We start from the raw sequence: 15853 nt of genomic DNA on the forward strand, positions 1-15853 counted from the left end.
GTTTTTCGTATTTTGCCCCGTGAGCTTTAACGAATATTGTGTAGAAAGTGTTTCACAAAGGGTTACAGACGGCGCCTGCCAGAGCCGTAGGTAATGTAGTAAGTTAGGCCGGTGAATATCATGCGAAGCACGCGCCATTAGCGGAGCTTGCTTCAGAGGGTAGTTAATTGAACGATATGGCAAAGAATCTGATCCTGTGGTTGATCATCGCGGCTGTCCTGGTGACGGTGATGAACAACTTCTCCAGCCCTAACGAGCCGCAGACCCTCAACTATTCCGACTTCATCCAGCAGGTCAAGGATGGCAAGGTCGAGCGCGTAGCCGTTGACGGCTATGTGATTACCGGTAAACGCAACGACGGCGACAGCTTCAAGACCATTCGTCCTGCTATTCAGGACAACGGTCTGATCGGCGACCTCGTGGATAACCACGTCGTGGTCGAAGGCAAGCAGCCTGAGCAGCAAAGCATCTGGACTCAACTCCTGGTCGCGAGCTTCCCGATCCTGGTGATCATCGCCGTCTTCATGTTCTTCATGAGGCAGATGCAGGGCGGTGCCGGTGGCAAGGGCGGGCCGATGAGCTTCGGCAAGAGCAAGGCGCGCCTGCTCTCCGAAGATCAGGTGAAAACCACACTGGCTGACGTCGCCGGTTGCGACGAAGCCAAGGAAGAAGTCGGCGAGCTGGTTGAATTCCTGCGTGATCCGGGCAAGTTCCAGCGTCTGGGCGGCCGCATTCCGCGCGGTGTTCTGATGGTTGGCCCTCCAGGTACGGGTAAGACCCTGCTCGCCAAGGCGATTGCCGGCGAGGCCAAGGTGCCTTTCTTCACCATCTCCGGTTCCGATTTCGTCGAAATGTTCGTCGGTGTGGGTGCCAGCCGTGTTCGCGACATGTTCGAACAAGCCAAGAAGCACGCGCCGTGCATCATCTTCATCGATGAAATCGACGCCGTTGGTCGCCATCGTGGTGCCGGCATGGGTGGTGGTCACGACGAACGCGAGCAGACTCTCAACCAGTTGCTGGTAGAGATGGACGGCTTTGAAATGAATGACGGCATCATCGTCATCGCCGCAACCAACCGTCCGGACGTACTGGACCCTGCGTTGCTGCGTCCGGGTCGTTTCGACCGTCAGGTCGTGGTCGGTCTGCCGGATATTCGTGGTCGCGAGCAGATTCTCAAGGTTCACATGCGCAAAGTGCCAATGGGTGACGACGTCGCTCCGGCCGTGATTGCTCGTGGTACGCCTGGCTTCTCCGGTGCCGACCTGGCTAACCTGGTGAACGAGGCATCGTTGTTCGCTGCCCGTACCGGCAAGCGCATCGTTGAAATGAAAGAGTTCGAGCTGGCCAAGGACAAGATCATGATGGGCGCCGAGCGCAAATCCATGGTCATGTCCGAGAAAGAAAAACAGAACACCGCCTATCACGAAGCAGGCCATGCCATTGTGGGGCGTGTCGTGCCTGAGCACGATCCGGTTTACAAGGTCTCGATCATCCCGCGCGGTCGTGCGCTGGGTGTGACGATGTTCCTGCCGGAAGAAGATCGCTACAGCCTCTCCAAACGAGCGCTGATCAGCCAGATCTGCTCGCTGTACGGTGGCCGTATCGCTGAAGAAATGACCTTGGGCTTCGACGGTGTGACCACCGGCGCGTCCAACGACATCATGCGAGCCAGCCAGATTGCCCGGAACATGGTCACCAAGTGGGGTCTGTCGGAAAAACTCGGTCCATTGATGTACGCCGAAGAAGAGGGCGAAGTGTTCCTCGGTCGCGGCGGCGGTGGTCAGAGTGCAAGCTTCTCCGGTGAGACGGCCAAGCTGATCGACTCCGAAGTGCGCAGCATCATTGACCAGTGCTACGGCACGGCCAAGCAAATCCTTACGGACAACCGCGACAAGCTCGACGCGATGGCCGATGCCCTGATGAAGTACGAAACGATCGATGCCGATCAAATCGACGACATCATGGCTGGTCGTACACCGCGCGAACCTCGTGACTGGTCGGGTGGAACCGGTACTTCCGGCACGCCTCCGGCAGTGCAGGATCCGCGTCCGGAAACACCGATCGGCGGCCCGGCTGCTGACGTATAAGGTTTGAAATGACTTCTGTTCAGTCCTCGACCCGGTTGCCTTGCGGCAACCGGGTTCTTGATTTGGCCCAGACGCATGTCATGGGCATTCTCAATGTCACCCCCGATTCCTTTTCCGATGGCGGCCGATACAGTCAGCTCGATACGGCCCTGCGCCATGCCGAAGCGATGGTGGCGGCCGGCGCGACGTTGATTGACGTCGGTGGCGAATCGACAAGGCCTGGTGCAAGGGCTGTTTCGCCGCTTGAAGAGCTGGAGCGCGTAGCGCCTGTCGTTGAGCGCATCAGCCGTGAACTGGACGTGATTATTTCGGTCGATACATCCACGCCTGCGGTCATGCGCGAAACGGCGCGGCTGGGAGCGGGCTTGATCAATGACGTGCGGTCGCTGCGTCGAGACGGCGCCCTGGATGCTGCCGCCGCCACCGGGCTGCCTGTCTGCCTGATGCATATGCTCGGTGAGCCTGGCGACATGCAGAACGATCCGCACTACCTTGATGTCACCCGGGAGGTCGGCGAGTTTCTCGCTGAGCGTATGGCCCAGTGCGCGGCGGTGGGCATTCCGGCCGAGCGGATTATTCTTGATCCAGGCTTCGGGTTCGCGAAAACATTGCAGCACAATCTAAGCTTGTTCAAACATATGGAAGCCCTGCATGCCTTGGGGCGGCCCCTGTTGGTCGGGGTTTCGCGAAAGAGCATGATAGGCCTGGCCTTGAATCGCCCGGTTGGAGAGCGTCTGTTTGGTGGTCTGGCGCTCGCGGCGCTGGCTTCGGCCAAGGGTGCGCGTATATTGCGCGTCCATGATGTAGCCGAAACAGTGGACGTGGTCCGGATGATCGCCGCAGTGGAATCAGCCGAATAAGAATGATGGAGCACTTATGAGCAAAAAATACTTTGGCACCGACGGTATCCGTGGTCGGGTCGGCGAATACCCGATTACTCCTGACTTCATGCTCAAGCTCGGCTGGGCAGCGGGCATGGCGTTCCGCAAGATGGGCGCCTGCAAGGTGCTGGTCGGCAAGGACACCCGGATTTCCGGTTACATGTTTGAGTCCGCGCTCGAAGCCGGTCTGACATCGGCTGGTGCTGATGTGATGTTGCTGGGCCCGATGCCGACTCCGGCAATCGCGTACCTGACACGTACCTTCCATGCGGAAGCCGGCATCGTGATCAGTGCCTCGCACAATCCTCATGATGACAACGGTATCAAGTTCTTCTCTGGCAAAGGCACCAAGCTGCCGGATGAAGTCGAGTTGATGATCGAAGAGTTGCTCGATACCCCGATGACCGTGGTTGAGTCGAGCAAGATCGGTAAAGTGTCGCGAATCAACGATGCCTCTGGTCGCTACATCGAATTCTGCAAAAGCAGCGTTCCGACCGGCACCAGCTTCGCTGGCCTGAAAATCGTGGTCGACTGCGCCCACGGTGCGACCTACAAGGTTGCACCAAGTGTGTTCCGTGAGTTGGGTGCCGAAGTCGTTGTGCTATCCGCTCAGCCTAACGGCCTGAACATCAATGAAAATTGCGGCTCGACCCATATGGGCCAATTACAGGCTGCCGTATTGGCCGAGCATGCTGATCTGGGTATCGCCTTCGACGGCGACGGTGATCGTGTCCTGATGGTCGATCACACGGGTGCCGTTGTTGACGGTGATGAGTTGCTGTACATCATCGCCCGCGATCTGCATGAGCGTGACAAGCTGCAAGGCGGCGTGGTCGGTACGTTGATGAGTAACCTGGGGCTGGAGCTTGCCCTGGCTGACCTGTCGATTCCTTTTGTGCGCGCCAACGTCGGCGACCGCTATGTAATCGCTGACTTGCTGGAGCGTAACTGGCTGGTCGGCGGTGAGAACTCGGGTCATATCGTCTGCTTCAATCACACCACGACGGGTGATGCGATCATCGCTGCATTGCAGGTGCTGATGGCGCTTAAGTCTCGTTCGGAAGGTCTTGCTCAGTCTCGTCAGGCGTTGCGCAAGTGCCCTCAGGTGCTGATCAATGTCCGGTTCGGCGGGGGCGCGAGCCCGCTCGACCACCCAGCGGTCAAGGAGGCCAGTGATCGTGTTACCCAGGCGATGGCGGGTCGCGGGCGTGTGCTGTTGCGCAAGTCCGGGACGGAGCCGTTGGTGCGGGTGATGGTCGAAGGCGAGGACGAAACACAGGTTCGTGGTTACGCCGAAGAGCTGGCAAAACTGGTTACTGAAGTTTCTGCCTGAATTCGGCTTGCCAGCCATGATTGTGTTGGGTAACATCTGCGCCCACTTTGACCGACGAGGTACAGCATGCGTCGCCCTATGGTAGCTGGTAACTGGAAGATGCACGGTACCCGCGCCAGCGTCGCTGAGCTGATCAATGGCCTTCGTCATCTGGCCTTGCCGAGCGGTGTTGATGTAGCGGTATTCCCGCCTTGCTTGCATATCAATCAAGTGATTGATGGTTTGAAGGGACAGTCGATTTTGGTCGGCGCGCAGAACTCTGCGGTGGAATCCATGCAAGGTGCGTTGACCGGTGAGATTGCGCCGAGTCAGTTGGTAGATGCAGGGTGTTCCCTGGTGCTTGTCGGGCATTCCGAGCGCCGCCAGATTATGGGCGAGCAGGACGGCATGCTGAATCGCAAGTTCGCAGCGGCACAGGCATGTGGCTTGATTCCGGTGTTGTGCATAGGGGAAACCCTTGAGCAGCGTGAAGCCGGGAAAACTCTTGAGGTTGTCGGGCGTCAGCTTGGCAGTATCATAGAGGAACTGGGTGTCGGTGCCTTTGCTAATGCAGTAATTGCTTACGAGCCGGTCTGGGCCATTGGCACCGGGCTGACTGCTTCGCCGCAACAGGCGCAGGATGTGCACGCAGCCATTCGCGCTCAGTTGGCGGCAGAGAATTCTGAAATCGCACAAGGTGTGCGGCTTCTATACGGCGGCAGCGTGAAGGCGGCCAATGCGGTCGAACTGTTCGGCATGCCGGATATCGATGGGGGGCTCATTGGTGGAGCTTCCCTGAATGCAGATGAGTTCGGTGCGATTTGTCGCGCCGCGGGAAACTGAAAAAATGCTGGAAACAGTCGTAGTCGTTTTTCATCTGCTGGGTGCATTGGGCGTAGTTGCTCTGGTATTGCTGCAGCAGGGTAAAGGTGCGGATGCTGGCGCGTCTTTCGGAGCAGGTGCTTCAAATACTGTGTTCGGAAGCCAAGGTTCCTCTACCTTTCTTAGTAAGTTTACTGCTATACTTGCCGCCGGTTTCTTCATAACCAGCTTAGGGTTAGGTTACTTTGCTAAAGAGAAAGCTCACCAGCTGACTCAAGTAGGTTTGCCAAACCCAGCAGTGTTGGAAGTTCCTAAGCAGCAACAACCGGCTTCTGATGATGTCCCGGTGCTTCAAGAGCAAAAGTCGGCTACTCCAGCGACTGACGTACCTCCAGCTCAAGAGCAGAAGTAAGAAGGGTTTCAAACGTAGTATTGCCGAGGTGGTGGAATTGGTAGACACGCAACCTTGAGGTGGTTGTGCCCATAGGGTGTAGGGGTTCGAGTCCCCTTCTCGGTACCAATTATCAGGAGAGCCCGCTGTTGCGGGCTTTCTTGTAGGTGGAAGGTTACATTGACCCTGTCAGGGATCGGTCGTATACTTCCGCCCCAGCTTTGTCGCGGGGTGGAGCAGTCTGGTAGCTCGTCGGGCTCATAACCCGAAGGTCGTCGGTTCAAATCCGGCCCCCGCAACCAGTTTAAGGAGCCCCTTTTAAGGGGCTTTTTGTTAGCTGGACACTTTCTACGCCGCTGTTCGACGGCGTTTCAAGGATGGGCGTTTCGCCCATTTTTTTATTTTGCATAGCATGCACATACATGCACGAGGGGGTTCAGGTGTCGAGCAAGCTAGAAGAGTTGCAGGCCTTGTTGGCCCCGGTGGTCGTGGCCCTAGGCTATGAATGCTGGGGTATTGAGTTTTCGGCTCAAGGTCGCCACTCAATGTTGCGCGTTTATATTGATAAGGAAGGCGGCGTGCTGGTGGACGATTGTGCCATCGTCAGCCGTCAGATCAGCGGTGTCCTGGATGTTGAAGATCCAATCGCCGTTGAATACACCCTTGAAGTTTCCTCGCCTGGCATGGAACGCCCGCTGTTCACTATTGAGCAGTTTGCAAAATTTGCCGGTGAACAAGTGAAGATCAAGCTGCGCTCGCCCTTTGAAGGACGACGCAACTTTCAGGGCCTTCTGCGCGGTGTAGAAGAGCAGGACGTCGTGGTGCAGGTAGAAGACCATGAGTTCCTGTTGCCGATCGATATGATCGACAAGGCCAACATTATTCCCAGTTTTGACTGAGACGCGGATCCCGCGGATCCAATGGCTTGCGAAAGGCGAGGCGTACGATGAGCAAAGAAGTACTGCTGGTTGTTGAGTCGGTATCCAATGAAAAGGGCGTACCGGCAAACGTAATTTTTGAAGCGCTGGAGCTGGCTCTGGCCACTGCTACCAAAAAGCGTTTTGAGGACGAAGTCGATCTGCGTGTGGAAATCAATCGCCACACCGGCGCTTACGAGACTTTCCGTCGCTGGACGGTCGTCGAAGAAGCCGACCTGGACGATCCGGCCATCGAAACCTGGCCGAGCAAGGTTGCCGAAACGCATCCTGGCGCCAAGGTTGGTGATGTAGTCGAAGAAAAAATCGAATCCATCGAGTTCGGCCGCATCGCTGCACAGACTGCCAAGCAAGTCATCGTGCAGAAAGTGCGCGAAGCCGAGCGCGCTCAAGTCGTTGATGCCTATCGCGAGCGCCTGGGGGAAATCATCTCCGGCACCGTGAAAAAAGTCACCCGCGACAACGTGATCGTCGACCTGGGCAACAACGCTGAAGCGTTGCTGGCTCGTGAAGACATCATCTCTCGCGAAACTTTCCGGGTTGGCGTGCGTTTGCGTGCGCTGCTCAAGGAAATCCGCACCGAGAACCGCGGCCCGCAGCTGATCCTGTCGCGTACCGCGCCGGAAATGCTGATCGAGTTGTTCCGCATCGAAGTGCCGGAAATTGCTGAGGGCCTGATCGAAGTAATGGCTGCGTCCCGTGATCCGGGTTCGCGCGCCAAGATCGCGGTCCGCTCCAAGGACAAACGCATTGACCCGCAAGGCGCTTGCATCGGTATGCGCGGTTCGCGCGTCCAGGCAGTGTCGGGTGAGTTGGGCGGTGAGCGTGTGGACATCGTCCTGTGGGACGACAACCCGGCTCAGTTTGTGATCAATGCAATGTCGCCGGCTGAAGTGGCGGCAATTATCGTTGACGAAGATGCCCATGCAATGGACATCGCCGTTGGCGCAGACAATCTGGCTCAGGCCATCGGTCGTGGTGGTCAGAACGTGCGTCTGGCTAGCCAGCTGACTGGCTGGACCCTGAACGTGATGACCGAATCGGACATCCAGGCTAAGCAGCAAGCAGAAACCGGCGACATCCTGCGCAATTTCATTGACGAGCTGGAAGTCGATGAAGACCTGGCACAGGTGCTGGTAGATGAAGGCTTCACCAGCCTGGAAGAGATTGCCTACGTACCGTTGGAAGAAATGCTCAACATCGACGGCTTTGACGAAGAAACCGTCAACGAGCTTCGCGCTCGCGCCAAGGATCGTTTGTTGACCAAAGCCATCGCTACTGAGGAAAAGCTGGCAGACGCCCATCCGGCCGAAGACCTGCTCTCGCTTGAGGGTATGGACAAGGATTTGGCGATGGAACTGGCGGTGCGCGGCGTAATTACCCGCGAAGACCTGGCCGAGCAGTCTATTGACGATCTGCTCGACATCGACGGCATTGACGAAGATCGTGCCGGCAAGTTGATCATGGCCGCCCGAGCCCACTGGTTCGAGTAATTAGGCGCGGCCTGAGGAGAGAAGTGCATGACGCAAGTCACGGTGAAACAACTGGCCGATGAGGTCAAAACACCGGTAGAGCGCCTGTTGCAGCAGATGCGTGAGGCAGGTCTGCCGCACACCGCCGCCGAAGAACATGTGACTGACAGTGAGAAGCAATCTTTGCTGACTCACTTGAAAAGCAGCCACAAGGCGAAAGTGGAAGAACCACGCAAGATTACACTGCAGCGTAAAACCACCAGCACCCTGCGTGTTGCTGGCAGCAAAAGCATCAGTGTTGAAGTGCGTAAAAAGAAAGTTTTCGTACAGCGCAGCCCGGAAGAAATCGAAGCCGAGCGCAAACGCGAACTGGAAGAACGTCGCGCAGTAGAAAATGCTGCACGTCAGAAGGCTGAAGAAGAAGCCAAGCGTCGCGCCGAAGAAGAAGCACGTCGCCAGCCAGCTGCTGCGCAATCCGCTACTAATGACGCTGTTGCAGCACCTGCTGCAGTCGCCGAACCAGTACGTGAAAGCGCACCGGTTGTGGCTGCTGCTCCAGCGCCGTCTGCCGACGTTCGCAACAAGCAGAACGAACAGCGCCGTCCGGACAAACCACGTGCCGACGATAACAATCGTCGTGGCAGTGGCGATGGTGAGCGCAAAAACGCTCCGCATCGTGCTTCGGTCAAGGAAAAAGCGCCTGCTCCGCGTGTTGCTCCACGTACCACCGACGAAGAAAGCGATGGCTTCCGTCGTGGTGGTCGCGGCAAGGCCAAGCTGAAGAAACGCAACGCTCACGGTTTCCAGAGCCCAACCGGCCCTGTCGTGCGTGATGTGCAGATCGGCGAGACCATCACTGTTGGCGATCTCGCTCAGCAGATGTCGGTCAAGGCTGCTGAAATCATCAAGTTCATGTTCAAACTGGGTACTCCAGCGACCATCAACCAGGTGCTTGATCAGGAAACTGCTCAACTGGTAGCCGAGGAACTGGGCCACAAAGTGACCCTGGTCAGCGACACCGCCCTGGAAGATTCCCTGGCCGAGTCCCTGAAGTTTGAAGGTGAGACGTTCTCCCGTGCACCAGTCGTGACCGTAATGGGCCACGTTGACCACGGTAAGACGTCGCTGCTCGACTATATCCGTCGTGCCAAGGTAGCTGCTGGCGAAGCCGGCGGTATCACCCAGCACATCGGTGCGTACCACGTTGAAACCGAACGCGGCATGGTCACCTTCCTCGACACCCCTGGTCACGCCGCGTTTACCGCAATGCGTGCCCGTGGTGCCAAGGCGACCGACATCGTGATCCTGGTAGTTGCAGCGGACGACGGCGTGATGCCGCAGACCATTGAAGCTGTTCAGCACGCCAAGGCTGCAGGTGTTCCGCTGGTAGTCGCTGTGAACAAAATCGACAAGCCGGGCGCCGATCTCGATCGCATCCGTAGCGAACTGTCGGTTCACGGTGTGACCTCGGAAGAGTGGGGCGGCGACACCCCGTTCGTATCGGTTTCGGCGAAAGTCGGTACGGGCGTGGACGAGTTGCTCGAAGCTGTCCTGCTGCAGGCTGAAGTTCTGGAACTGAAAGCGACACCTTCGGCACCTGGCCGTGGCGTCGTGGTTGAATCGCGTCTCGACAAAGGTCGTGGCCCGGTTGCAACCGTTCTGGTTCAAGACGGTACCCTGCGTCAAGGCGACATGGTGCTGGTCGGTTCGAACTATGGCCGTGTACGTGCCATGCTCGACGAGAACGGCAAGCCAATCAAGGAAGCCGGTCCTTCCATCCCTGTCGAGATCCTCGGCCTGGACGGTACCCCGGACGCTGGCGACGAGATGAGCGTGCTGTCGGACGAGAAGAAAGCCCGTGAAGTGGCTCTGTTCCGTCAAGGCAAGTTCCGCGAAGTCAAACTGGCTCGCGCTCACGCCGGCAAGCTGGAAAACATCTTCGAGAACATGGGTCAGGCAGAGAAGAAGACGCTCAACATCGTCCTCAAATCCGACGTCCGTGGTTCGCTGGAAGCGTTGAACGGTGCCTTGAACGGCCTGGGTAACGACGAAGTGCAAGTGCGTGTTGTCGGTGGCGGTGTCGGTGGTATCACCGAATCCGACGCCAACCTGGCACTGGCCTCCAACGCTGTACTGTTTGGCTTCAACGTGCGTGCCGATGCTGGCGCTCGCAAGATCGTCGAGCAGGAAGGTCTGGATATGCGTTACTACAACGTGATCTACGACATCATCGAAGACGTCAAGAAAGCCCTCACCGGTATGCTGGGCAGCGATGTTCGCGAGAACATCCTGGGTATCGCTGAAGTGCGTGACGTGTTCCGTTCGCCGAAGTTTGGCGCGATCGCCGGTTGCATGGTTATCGAAGGTGTTGTTCACCGTAACCGTCCAATCCGTGTACTGCGTGAAGACATCGTTATCTTCGAAGGCGAGCTGGAATCCCTGCGCCGCTTCAAGGATGACGCTTCCGAAGTACGTGCCGGCATGGAATGCGGTATCGGCGTTAAGAGCTACAACGACGTCAAAGTCGGTGACAAGATCGAAGTCTTCGAGAAGGTTCAGGTTGCTCGCAGCCTCTAACTCGCGCACTTCAAGGGCCACGATGAGCCGCTGCATGCAGATGCGCGGCACAGCGTCAGGACTCTAAACGCAACGCCCGGTCTGGCTTTTGTCAGGCCGGGCGTTTGCCGCTTTCAGACCCTTCGGGTTTCGCCGTGGGGCAGTAACAGGTAACAAGACATGGCAAAAGAATACAGCCGTACCCAACGTATCGGCGATCAGATGCAGCGTGAGCTGGCACAGCTGATCCGTCGTGAAGTCAAAGACCCGCGCGTCGGCCTGGTCACCATTACCGCTGTTGAAGTCAGCCGTGACGTCGGTCACGCCAAGATCTTCATCACTGTAATGGGGCAGGACAACGCCGAAGACATCGCGCAAAGCATCAAGGTGCTCAACTCCGCCGCTGGTTTCCTGCGTATGCAGTTGGCCCGCGAAATGAAGTTGCGCAGCGTTCCTCAGTTGCACTTCCACTACGACGAAAGCGTCGTGCGTGGTGCGCACCTGTCGGCCCTGATCGAGCGTGCGGTGGCTGAAGACAACCAGCACCCGGTTGCGGCTGAAGCCGAAGACACCAAGGAGTAATCGGTGGCTCAGGTCAAACGTATCCGTCGTAATGTCAGCGGCATCATTCTGCTCGACAAGCCGCTGGGGTTTACCTCCAACGCCGCGTTGCAGAAGGTCCGCTGGTTGCTGAACGCCGAGAAGGCCGGGCATACCGGCAGTCTCGATCCGCTGGCCACCGGCGTGTTGCCGCTGTGCTTCGGAGAGGCCACCAAGTTTTCGCAATACCTTCTCGATTCGGACAAGGGTTACGAAACCCTGGCGCAACTGGGCAAGACCACCACCACGGCGGATGCCGAGGGTGAAGTTTTGCAGGAGCGTCCGGTGACCGTTGGTCGCGCCGATGTCGAAGCCGTACTGCCGAAATTTCGTGGGCAAATCAGTCAGATACCGCCGATGTACTCGGCACTCAAGCGTGATGGCCAGCCGCTCTACAAGTTGGCCCGTGCAGGCGAAGTAGTGGAGCGCGAACCGCGTTCTGTTACTATTGCGCGCTTGGAATTGCTGGCCTTTGAGGGTGATACTGCGCGGCTCGCGGTGGATTGCAGCAAAGGCACCTATATTCGCACCCTGGTGGAGGATATCGGTGAGCAACTCGGTTGTGGCGCTTACGTAGCTGAATTGCGACGTACCCAGGCCGGGCCTTTCACGCTGGCGCAGACGGTCACGCTTGAAGAGTTGGAAGCCGTACACGCCGAAGGCGGCAACGAAGCGGTCGACCGCTTCCTGATGCCATCGGACAGTGGCCTGCTGGATTGGCCGCTATTGCAGTTCTCGGAGCACAGCACGTTCTACTGGCTCAACGGCCAACCGGTACGTGCCCCGGATGCACCGAAGTTCGGCATGGTACGGGTACAGGATCACAATGGTCGCTTCATCGGTATCGGTGAAGTGAGCGAAGACGGGCGCATCGCGCCACGTCGACTGATTCGGTCAGAATGACCGGACGAGGGTGGCTGTCAACAGGCACGGTCACTACTCATTTTTAGATACAGGGATTTGTCCCTGGCCTGTTGAAGCTGTTTCTTTGAAACAGTTTCCTGATAAAAGGATTGCCTCATGGCTCTCGACGTTCAAGAAAAAGCCCAAATCGTAGCTGACTACCAGCAAGCTGTTGGTGACACTGGTTCGCCAGAAGTGCAAGTTGCACTGCTGACCCACAACATCAACAAGCTGCAAGGTCACTTCAAGGCCAACGGTAAAGATCACCACTCCCGTCGTGGTCTGATCCGCATGGTTAACCAGCGTCGTAAGCTGCTGGACTACCTGAAAGGCAAGGATCTGGGTCGTTATCAGGCTCTGATCGGTCGCCTGGGTCTGCGTCGCTAATAAGCGATTGCGCTAGAGGTTGGTTGTCTGTCGTGCGTCAGCGGGTTTCCCGCTGGCGCATGGCAGGCTCCCAGCCTCAAGTTTTATCTGGATAGTCGTTTTACCCTGGACAGGCGTTGGGCCGATTCCCGACATTGCCCAAGAATTTCGCAAGAAGACAAGTTCCCCAAGAGCCACAAAAGAAGGTAGGACACCGTGAACCCGGTAATCAAAAAATTCCAGTTCGGTCAGTCGACCGTTACCCTCGAGACTGGCCGTATCGCCCGTCAGGCCTCCGGCGCAGTATTGGTCACCGTTGACGACGACGTCAGCGTATTGGTGACTGTGGTCGGCGCCAAGCAAGCCGATCCAGGCAAGGGCTTTTTCCCTCTGTCCGTTCACTACCAGGAAAAGACTTACGCTGCCGGTAAGATCCCTGGCGGTTTCTTCAAGCGCGAAGGCCGTCCTTCCGAGAAAGAAACCCTGACTTCCCGACTGATCGACCGTCCGATCCGTCCGCTGTTCCCAGAAGGCTTCATGAACGAAGTGCAGGTTGTCTGCACCGTCGTTTCCACCAGCAAGAAGACCGATCCGGACATCGCTGCGATGATCGGTACCTCGGCTGCCCTGGCTATCTCCGGCATTCCTTTCGATGGTCCGATCGGCGCTGCCCGCGTTGCGTTCCACGAAAGCACCGGCTACCTGCTGAACCCGACTTACGAACAACTGAAAGCATCGAGCCTGGACATGGTCGTTGCCGGTACGTCGGAAGCCGTGTTGATGGTTGAATCGGAAGCCAAAGAGCTGACCGAAGACCAGATGCTGGGCGCGGTACTGTTTGCTCACGACGAGTTCCAGGTTGTGATCAACGCTGTCAAAGAACTGGCTGCCGAAGCTGCCAAGCCGACCTGGACCTGGGCTCCACAGCCAGAAGCCACCGCACTGCTGGGCGCTATCCGTGCCGAGTTCGGCGAAGCGATCTCCCAGGCTTACACCATTACCGTCAAGGCCGACCGTTATGCTCGTCTGGGCGAACTGAAAGACCAGGTGGTTGCCAAGCTGTCCGGTGAAGAAGGCCAGCCTTCGTCCAGTGAAGTCAAAGCTGCTTTCGGCGAAATCGAATACCGCACCGTTCGCGAAAACATCGTTAACGGCAAGCCACGTATCGACGGCCGCGACACCAAGACCGTACGTCCGCTGAACATCGAAGTCGGTGTTCTGCCAAAGACCCACGGTTCGGCACTGTTTACCCGCGGCGAAACCCAGGCGCTGGTCGTTGCAACTCTGGGCACCGCCCGTGACGCACAACTGCTGGACACCCTGGAAGGCGAGAAAAAAGACCCGTTCATGCTGCACTACAACTTCCCTCCGTTCTCGGTAGGTGAGTGTGGTCGCATGGGTGGCGCTGGTCGTCGTGAAATCGGTCACGGTCGTCTGGCTCGTCGTTCGGTTCAGGCCATGCTGCCTGCTGCCGACGTGTTCCCGTACACCATCCGTGTTGTGTCGGAAATCACCGAGTCCAACGGTTCGAGCTCGATGGCTTCGGTCTGCGGCGCTTCCCTGGCTCTGATGGACGCTGGCGTTCCGATGAAGGCACCTGTTGCCGGTATCGCCATGGGTCTGGTTAAGGAAGGCGAGAAATTCGCTGTCCTGACCGACATCCTGGGTGACGAAGACCACCTGGGCGACATGGACTTCAAAGTAGCCGGTACCGCCAAAGGTGTGACCGCGCTGCAGATGGACATCAAGATCAAAGGCATCACCGAAGAAATCATGGAGATCGCTCTGGGCCAAGCCCTGGAAGCGCGCCTGAACATCCTCGGTCAGATGAACCAGATCATTGGCCAGTCGCGTACCGAACTGTCGGAAAACGCTCCGACCATGATCGCGATGAAAATCGACACCGACAAAATCCGTGATGTTATCGGTAAAGGCGGCGCGACCATTCGTGCGATCTGTGAAGAGACCAAGGCTTCGATCGACATCGAAGACGACGGCTCGATCAAGATCTTCGGCGAAACCAAGGAAGCTGCTGAAGCTGCACGCCAGCGCGTTCTGGGCATCACTGCAGAAGCTGAAATCGGCAAGATCTACGTGGGTAAGGTTGAGCGCATCGTCGACTTCGGCGCATTCGTCAACATCCTGCCAGGCAAGGACGGTCTGGTTCACATCTCGATGCTGAGCGATGCTCGCGTAGAGAAAGTGACCGACATCCTGAAAGAAGGCCAGGAAGTGGAAGTACTGGTACTGGACGTGGACAACCGCGGCCGTATCAAGCTGTCCATCAAAGACGTAGCAGCAGCCAAGGCATCGGGCGTTTAATCAACTCCCAGGCTTGACCGCTTCAACGTTATGAAAAATGCCCCGCAGTGAAAGCTGCGGGGCATTTTTTTGTCTGCGAAACAGCGCATGAAGTTGCTGAGGCTTAAACCCGGTGCTAGGTTTAGCCCACCGCCCGTGTAGCTCAGCCGGTAGAGCAGCGCACTCGTAACGCGAAGGTCGCAGGTTCGATTCCTGTCTCGGGCACCATCCCCTTTTATTTCACCTTTCTGCTCAGATCATCCACGGCCCGTTTGAGCTGATCCATCTGACTGTTCTGGGAGCTGACGTCTCGCTTCAGACTGGACAGGTCACTGGAGCTTGAACTGGAACTCGATCCGGCGCTGCGCTTGAGGTCTTCCACCTGGCTGGCAAGCCTTTTCAAGTCGTTTTGCTGTTCGTTGACCGAGCGCTTAAGGTCGTTCACTTCGCCGGAACTGGAGCTTGAACTGGCATTCGATCCGCTGCTGCGTTTGAGATCATCCATCTGACTGGCAAGCTTCTTCAGGCTGTTCTCCTGTTCGCCGACCGTGCGCTTGAGGTCGCTGACTTCGCTCGAGCTTGAACTGGAGCTTGAACTGGCGTTCGATCCGCTGCTGCGTTTGAGATCATCCATCTGACTGGCAAGCTTCTTCAGGCTGTTCTCCTGTTCGCTGACCGTGCGCTTGAGGTCGCTGACTTCGCTGGAATGGGAGCTGGAGCTGCTGGAGTTCGCGTTGCTGTTGCGTTTGAGTTCGTCCACGGCTTTGGCGAGGTTCACCAGTCCGGTGTTCTGCTCGCTGATCGTACGCTTGAGTTTGTCCATTTCGCTGGCGTTGGTGTTGGAACTCGATCCGTTGTTGCGCTTGAGTTCTTCAATGAGTCGCGCCTGTTCACTGACGGTTTTTTTCAGCGCTTCCATATCAGCTGTATTGGTTTTGACGACGCGTTGCAGGCCTACCACGTCATCCGTACTGACATCGGATTTGACCATCACGTATGTGCCGTAATTGTAGTGATAGGCGAGGAATTTGTCGGAAGAAGAAGCGCTGTCGGATTTGTATTCCAGACCGGCCTGAGCTGTATTGGGCAGTGCCAGGCTGCCAAGAAGCAGGGTGGCCATGCCGGTTGCAAACAGGGTGGACGGAAGCTTTGGAAAATTACGCATCACCGGGTTCCTTGTGAAGTGCCTAGATGGCACATCGCTATGACTTTACCTTTTGAATCTTG

General features: G+C 57.2%; 13 protein-coding genes and 3 tRNA genes. 15 read left to right on the forward strand and 1 reads right to left on the reverse strand.

Annotated features, from left to right (window positions below):
- Positions 1-176 precede the first annotated feature (176 nt).
- From ftsH to K5K95_RS12940, 15 genes are all read left to right on the forward strand, one after another.
- Entirely contained in the window at positions 177-2087 is a 1911-nt protein-coding gene (ftsH, locus tag K5K95_RS12870) for an ATP-dependent zinc metalloprotease FtsH (RefSeq protein WP_017336469.1), read from the forward strand.
- Positions 2088-2095: 8 nt separating this feature from the next.
- Positions 2096-2947 carry a dihydropteroate synthase gene (gene folP, locus K5K95_RS12875; protein WP_222589737.1) on the forward strand — a complete coding sequence of 284 codons (852 nt, stop codon included), beginning with the start codon at positions 2096-2098 and terminating at the stop codon, positions 2945-2947.
- 16 nt (positions 2948-2963) lie between these two features.
- A complete protein-coding gene (glmM, locus tag K5K95_RS12880; RefSeq protein WP_222589738.1) occupies positions 2964-4301 on the forward strand; it encodes a phosphoglucosamine mutase in 1338 nt (445 codons plus the stop codon).
- 66 nt (positions 4302-4367) lie between these two features.
- The gene (gene tpiA / locus K5K95_RS12885) at positions 4368-5123 is read left to right on the forward strand and encodes a triose-phosphate isomerase (protein WP_222589739.1); all 756 of its coding nucleotides are present in this window, start codon (positions 4368-4370) and stop codon (positions 5121-5123) included.
- Between the two features lie 4 nt (positions 5124-5127).
- Positions 5128-5514 carry a preprotein translocase subunit SecG gene (secG, locus tag K5K95_RS12890; protein WP_090175639.1) on the forward strand — a complete coding sequence of 129 codons (387 nt, stop codon included), beginning with the start codon at positions 5128-5130 and terminating at the stop codon, positions 5512-5514.
- A gap of 22 nt (positions 5515-5536) precedes the next feature.
- A tRNA-Leu gene (locus K5K95_RS12895) sits at positions 5537-5622 on the forward strand.
- A gap of 96 nt (positions 5623-5718) precedes the next feature.
- Positions 5719-5795 (forward strand) — tRNA-Met (locus tag K5K95_RS12900).
- A 138-nt stretch (positions 5796-5933) separates the two neighbouring features.
- A complete protein-coding gene (rimP, locus tag K5K95_RS12905; protein WP_010463487.1) occupies positions 5934-6392 on the forward strand; it encodes a ribosome maturation factor RimP in 459 nt (152 codons plus the stop codon).
- Between the two features lie 47 nt (positions 6393-6439).
- Positions 6440-7921 carry a transcription termination factor NusA gene (gene nusA, locus K5K95_RS12910; protein ID WP_222589740.1) on the forward strand — a complete coding sequence of 494 codons (1482 nt, stop codon included), beginning with the start codon at positions 6440-6442 and terminating at the stop codon, positions 7919-7921.
- Between the two features lie 27 nt (positions 7922-7948).
- Entirely contained in the window at positions 7949-10477 is a 2529-nt protein-coding gene (gene infB, locus K5K95_RS12915) for a translation initiation factor IF-2 (protein ID WP_222589741.1), read from the forward strand.
- A gap of 159 nt (positions 10478-10636) precedes the next feature.
- Positions 10637-11038 carry a 30S ribosome-binding factor RbfA gene (gene rbfA / locus K5K95_RS12920; protein ID WP_008149016.1) on the forward strand — a complete coding sequence of 134 codons (402 nt, stop codon included), beginning with the start codon at positions 10637-10639 and terminating at the stop codon, positions 11036-11038.
- A 3-nt stretch (positions 11039-11041) separates the two neighbouring features.
- Entirely contained in the window at positions 11042-11959 is a 918-nt protein-coding gene (truB, locus tag K5K95_RS12925; protein WP_208670029.1) for a tRNA pseudouridine(55) synthase TruB, read from the forward strand.
- 117 nt (positions 11960-12076) lie between these two features.
- Positions 12077-12346, forward strand: a complete 270-nt coding sequence (gene rpsO, locus K5K95_RS12930; RefSeq protein ID WP_003176135.1) for a 30S ribosomal protein S15 — start codon at positions 12077-12079, stop codon at positions 12344-12346.
- Between the two features lie 195 nt (positions 12347-12541).
- Positions 12542-14647 carry a polyribonucleotide nucleotidyltransferase gene (pnp, locus tag K5K95_RS12935; RefSeq protein ID WP_222589742.1) on the forward strand — a complete coding sequence of 702 codons (2106 nt, stop codon included), beginning with the start codon at positions 12542-12544 and terminating at the stop codon, positions 14645-14647.
- Positions 14648-14778: 131 nt separating this feature from the next.
- A tRNA-Thr gene (locus K5K95_RS12940) sits at positions 14779-14854 on the forward strand.
- Positions 14855-14861: 7 nt separating this feature from the next.
- Here the strand turns inward: K5K95_RS12940 and K5K95_RS12945 are convergent.
- On the reverse strand, positions 14862-15791 hold the full coding sequence (locus tag K5K95_RS12945; protein WP_222589743.1) for a hypothetical protein: 930 nt from the start codon (positions 15789-15791) through the stop codon (positions 14862-14864).
- Positions 15792-15853: the final 62 nt, after the last annotated feature.

The organism is Pseudomonas sp. DR48 (assembly GCF_019823085.1).
Lineage (GTDB): Bacteria > Pseudomonadota > Gammaproteobacteria > Pseudomonadales > Pseudomonadaceae > Aquipseudomonas.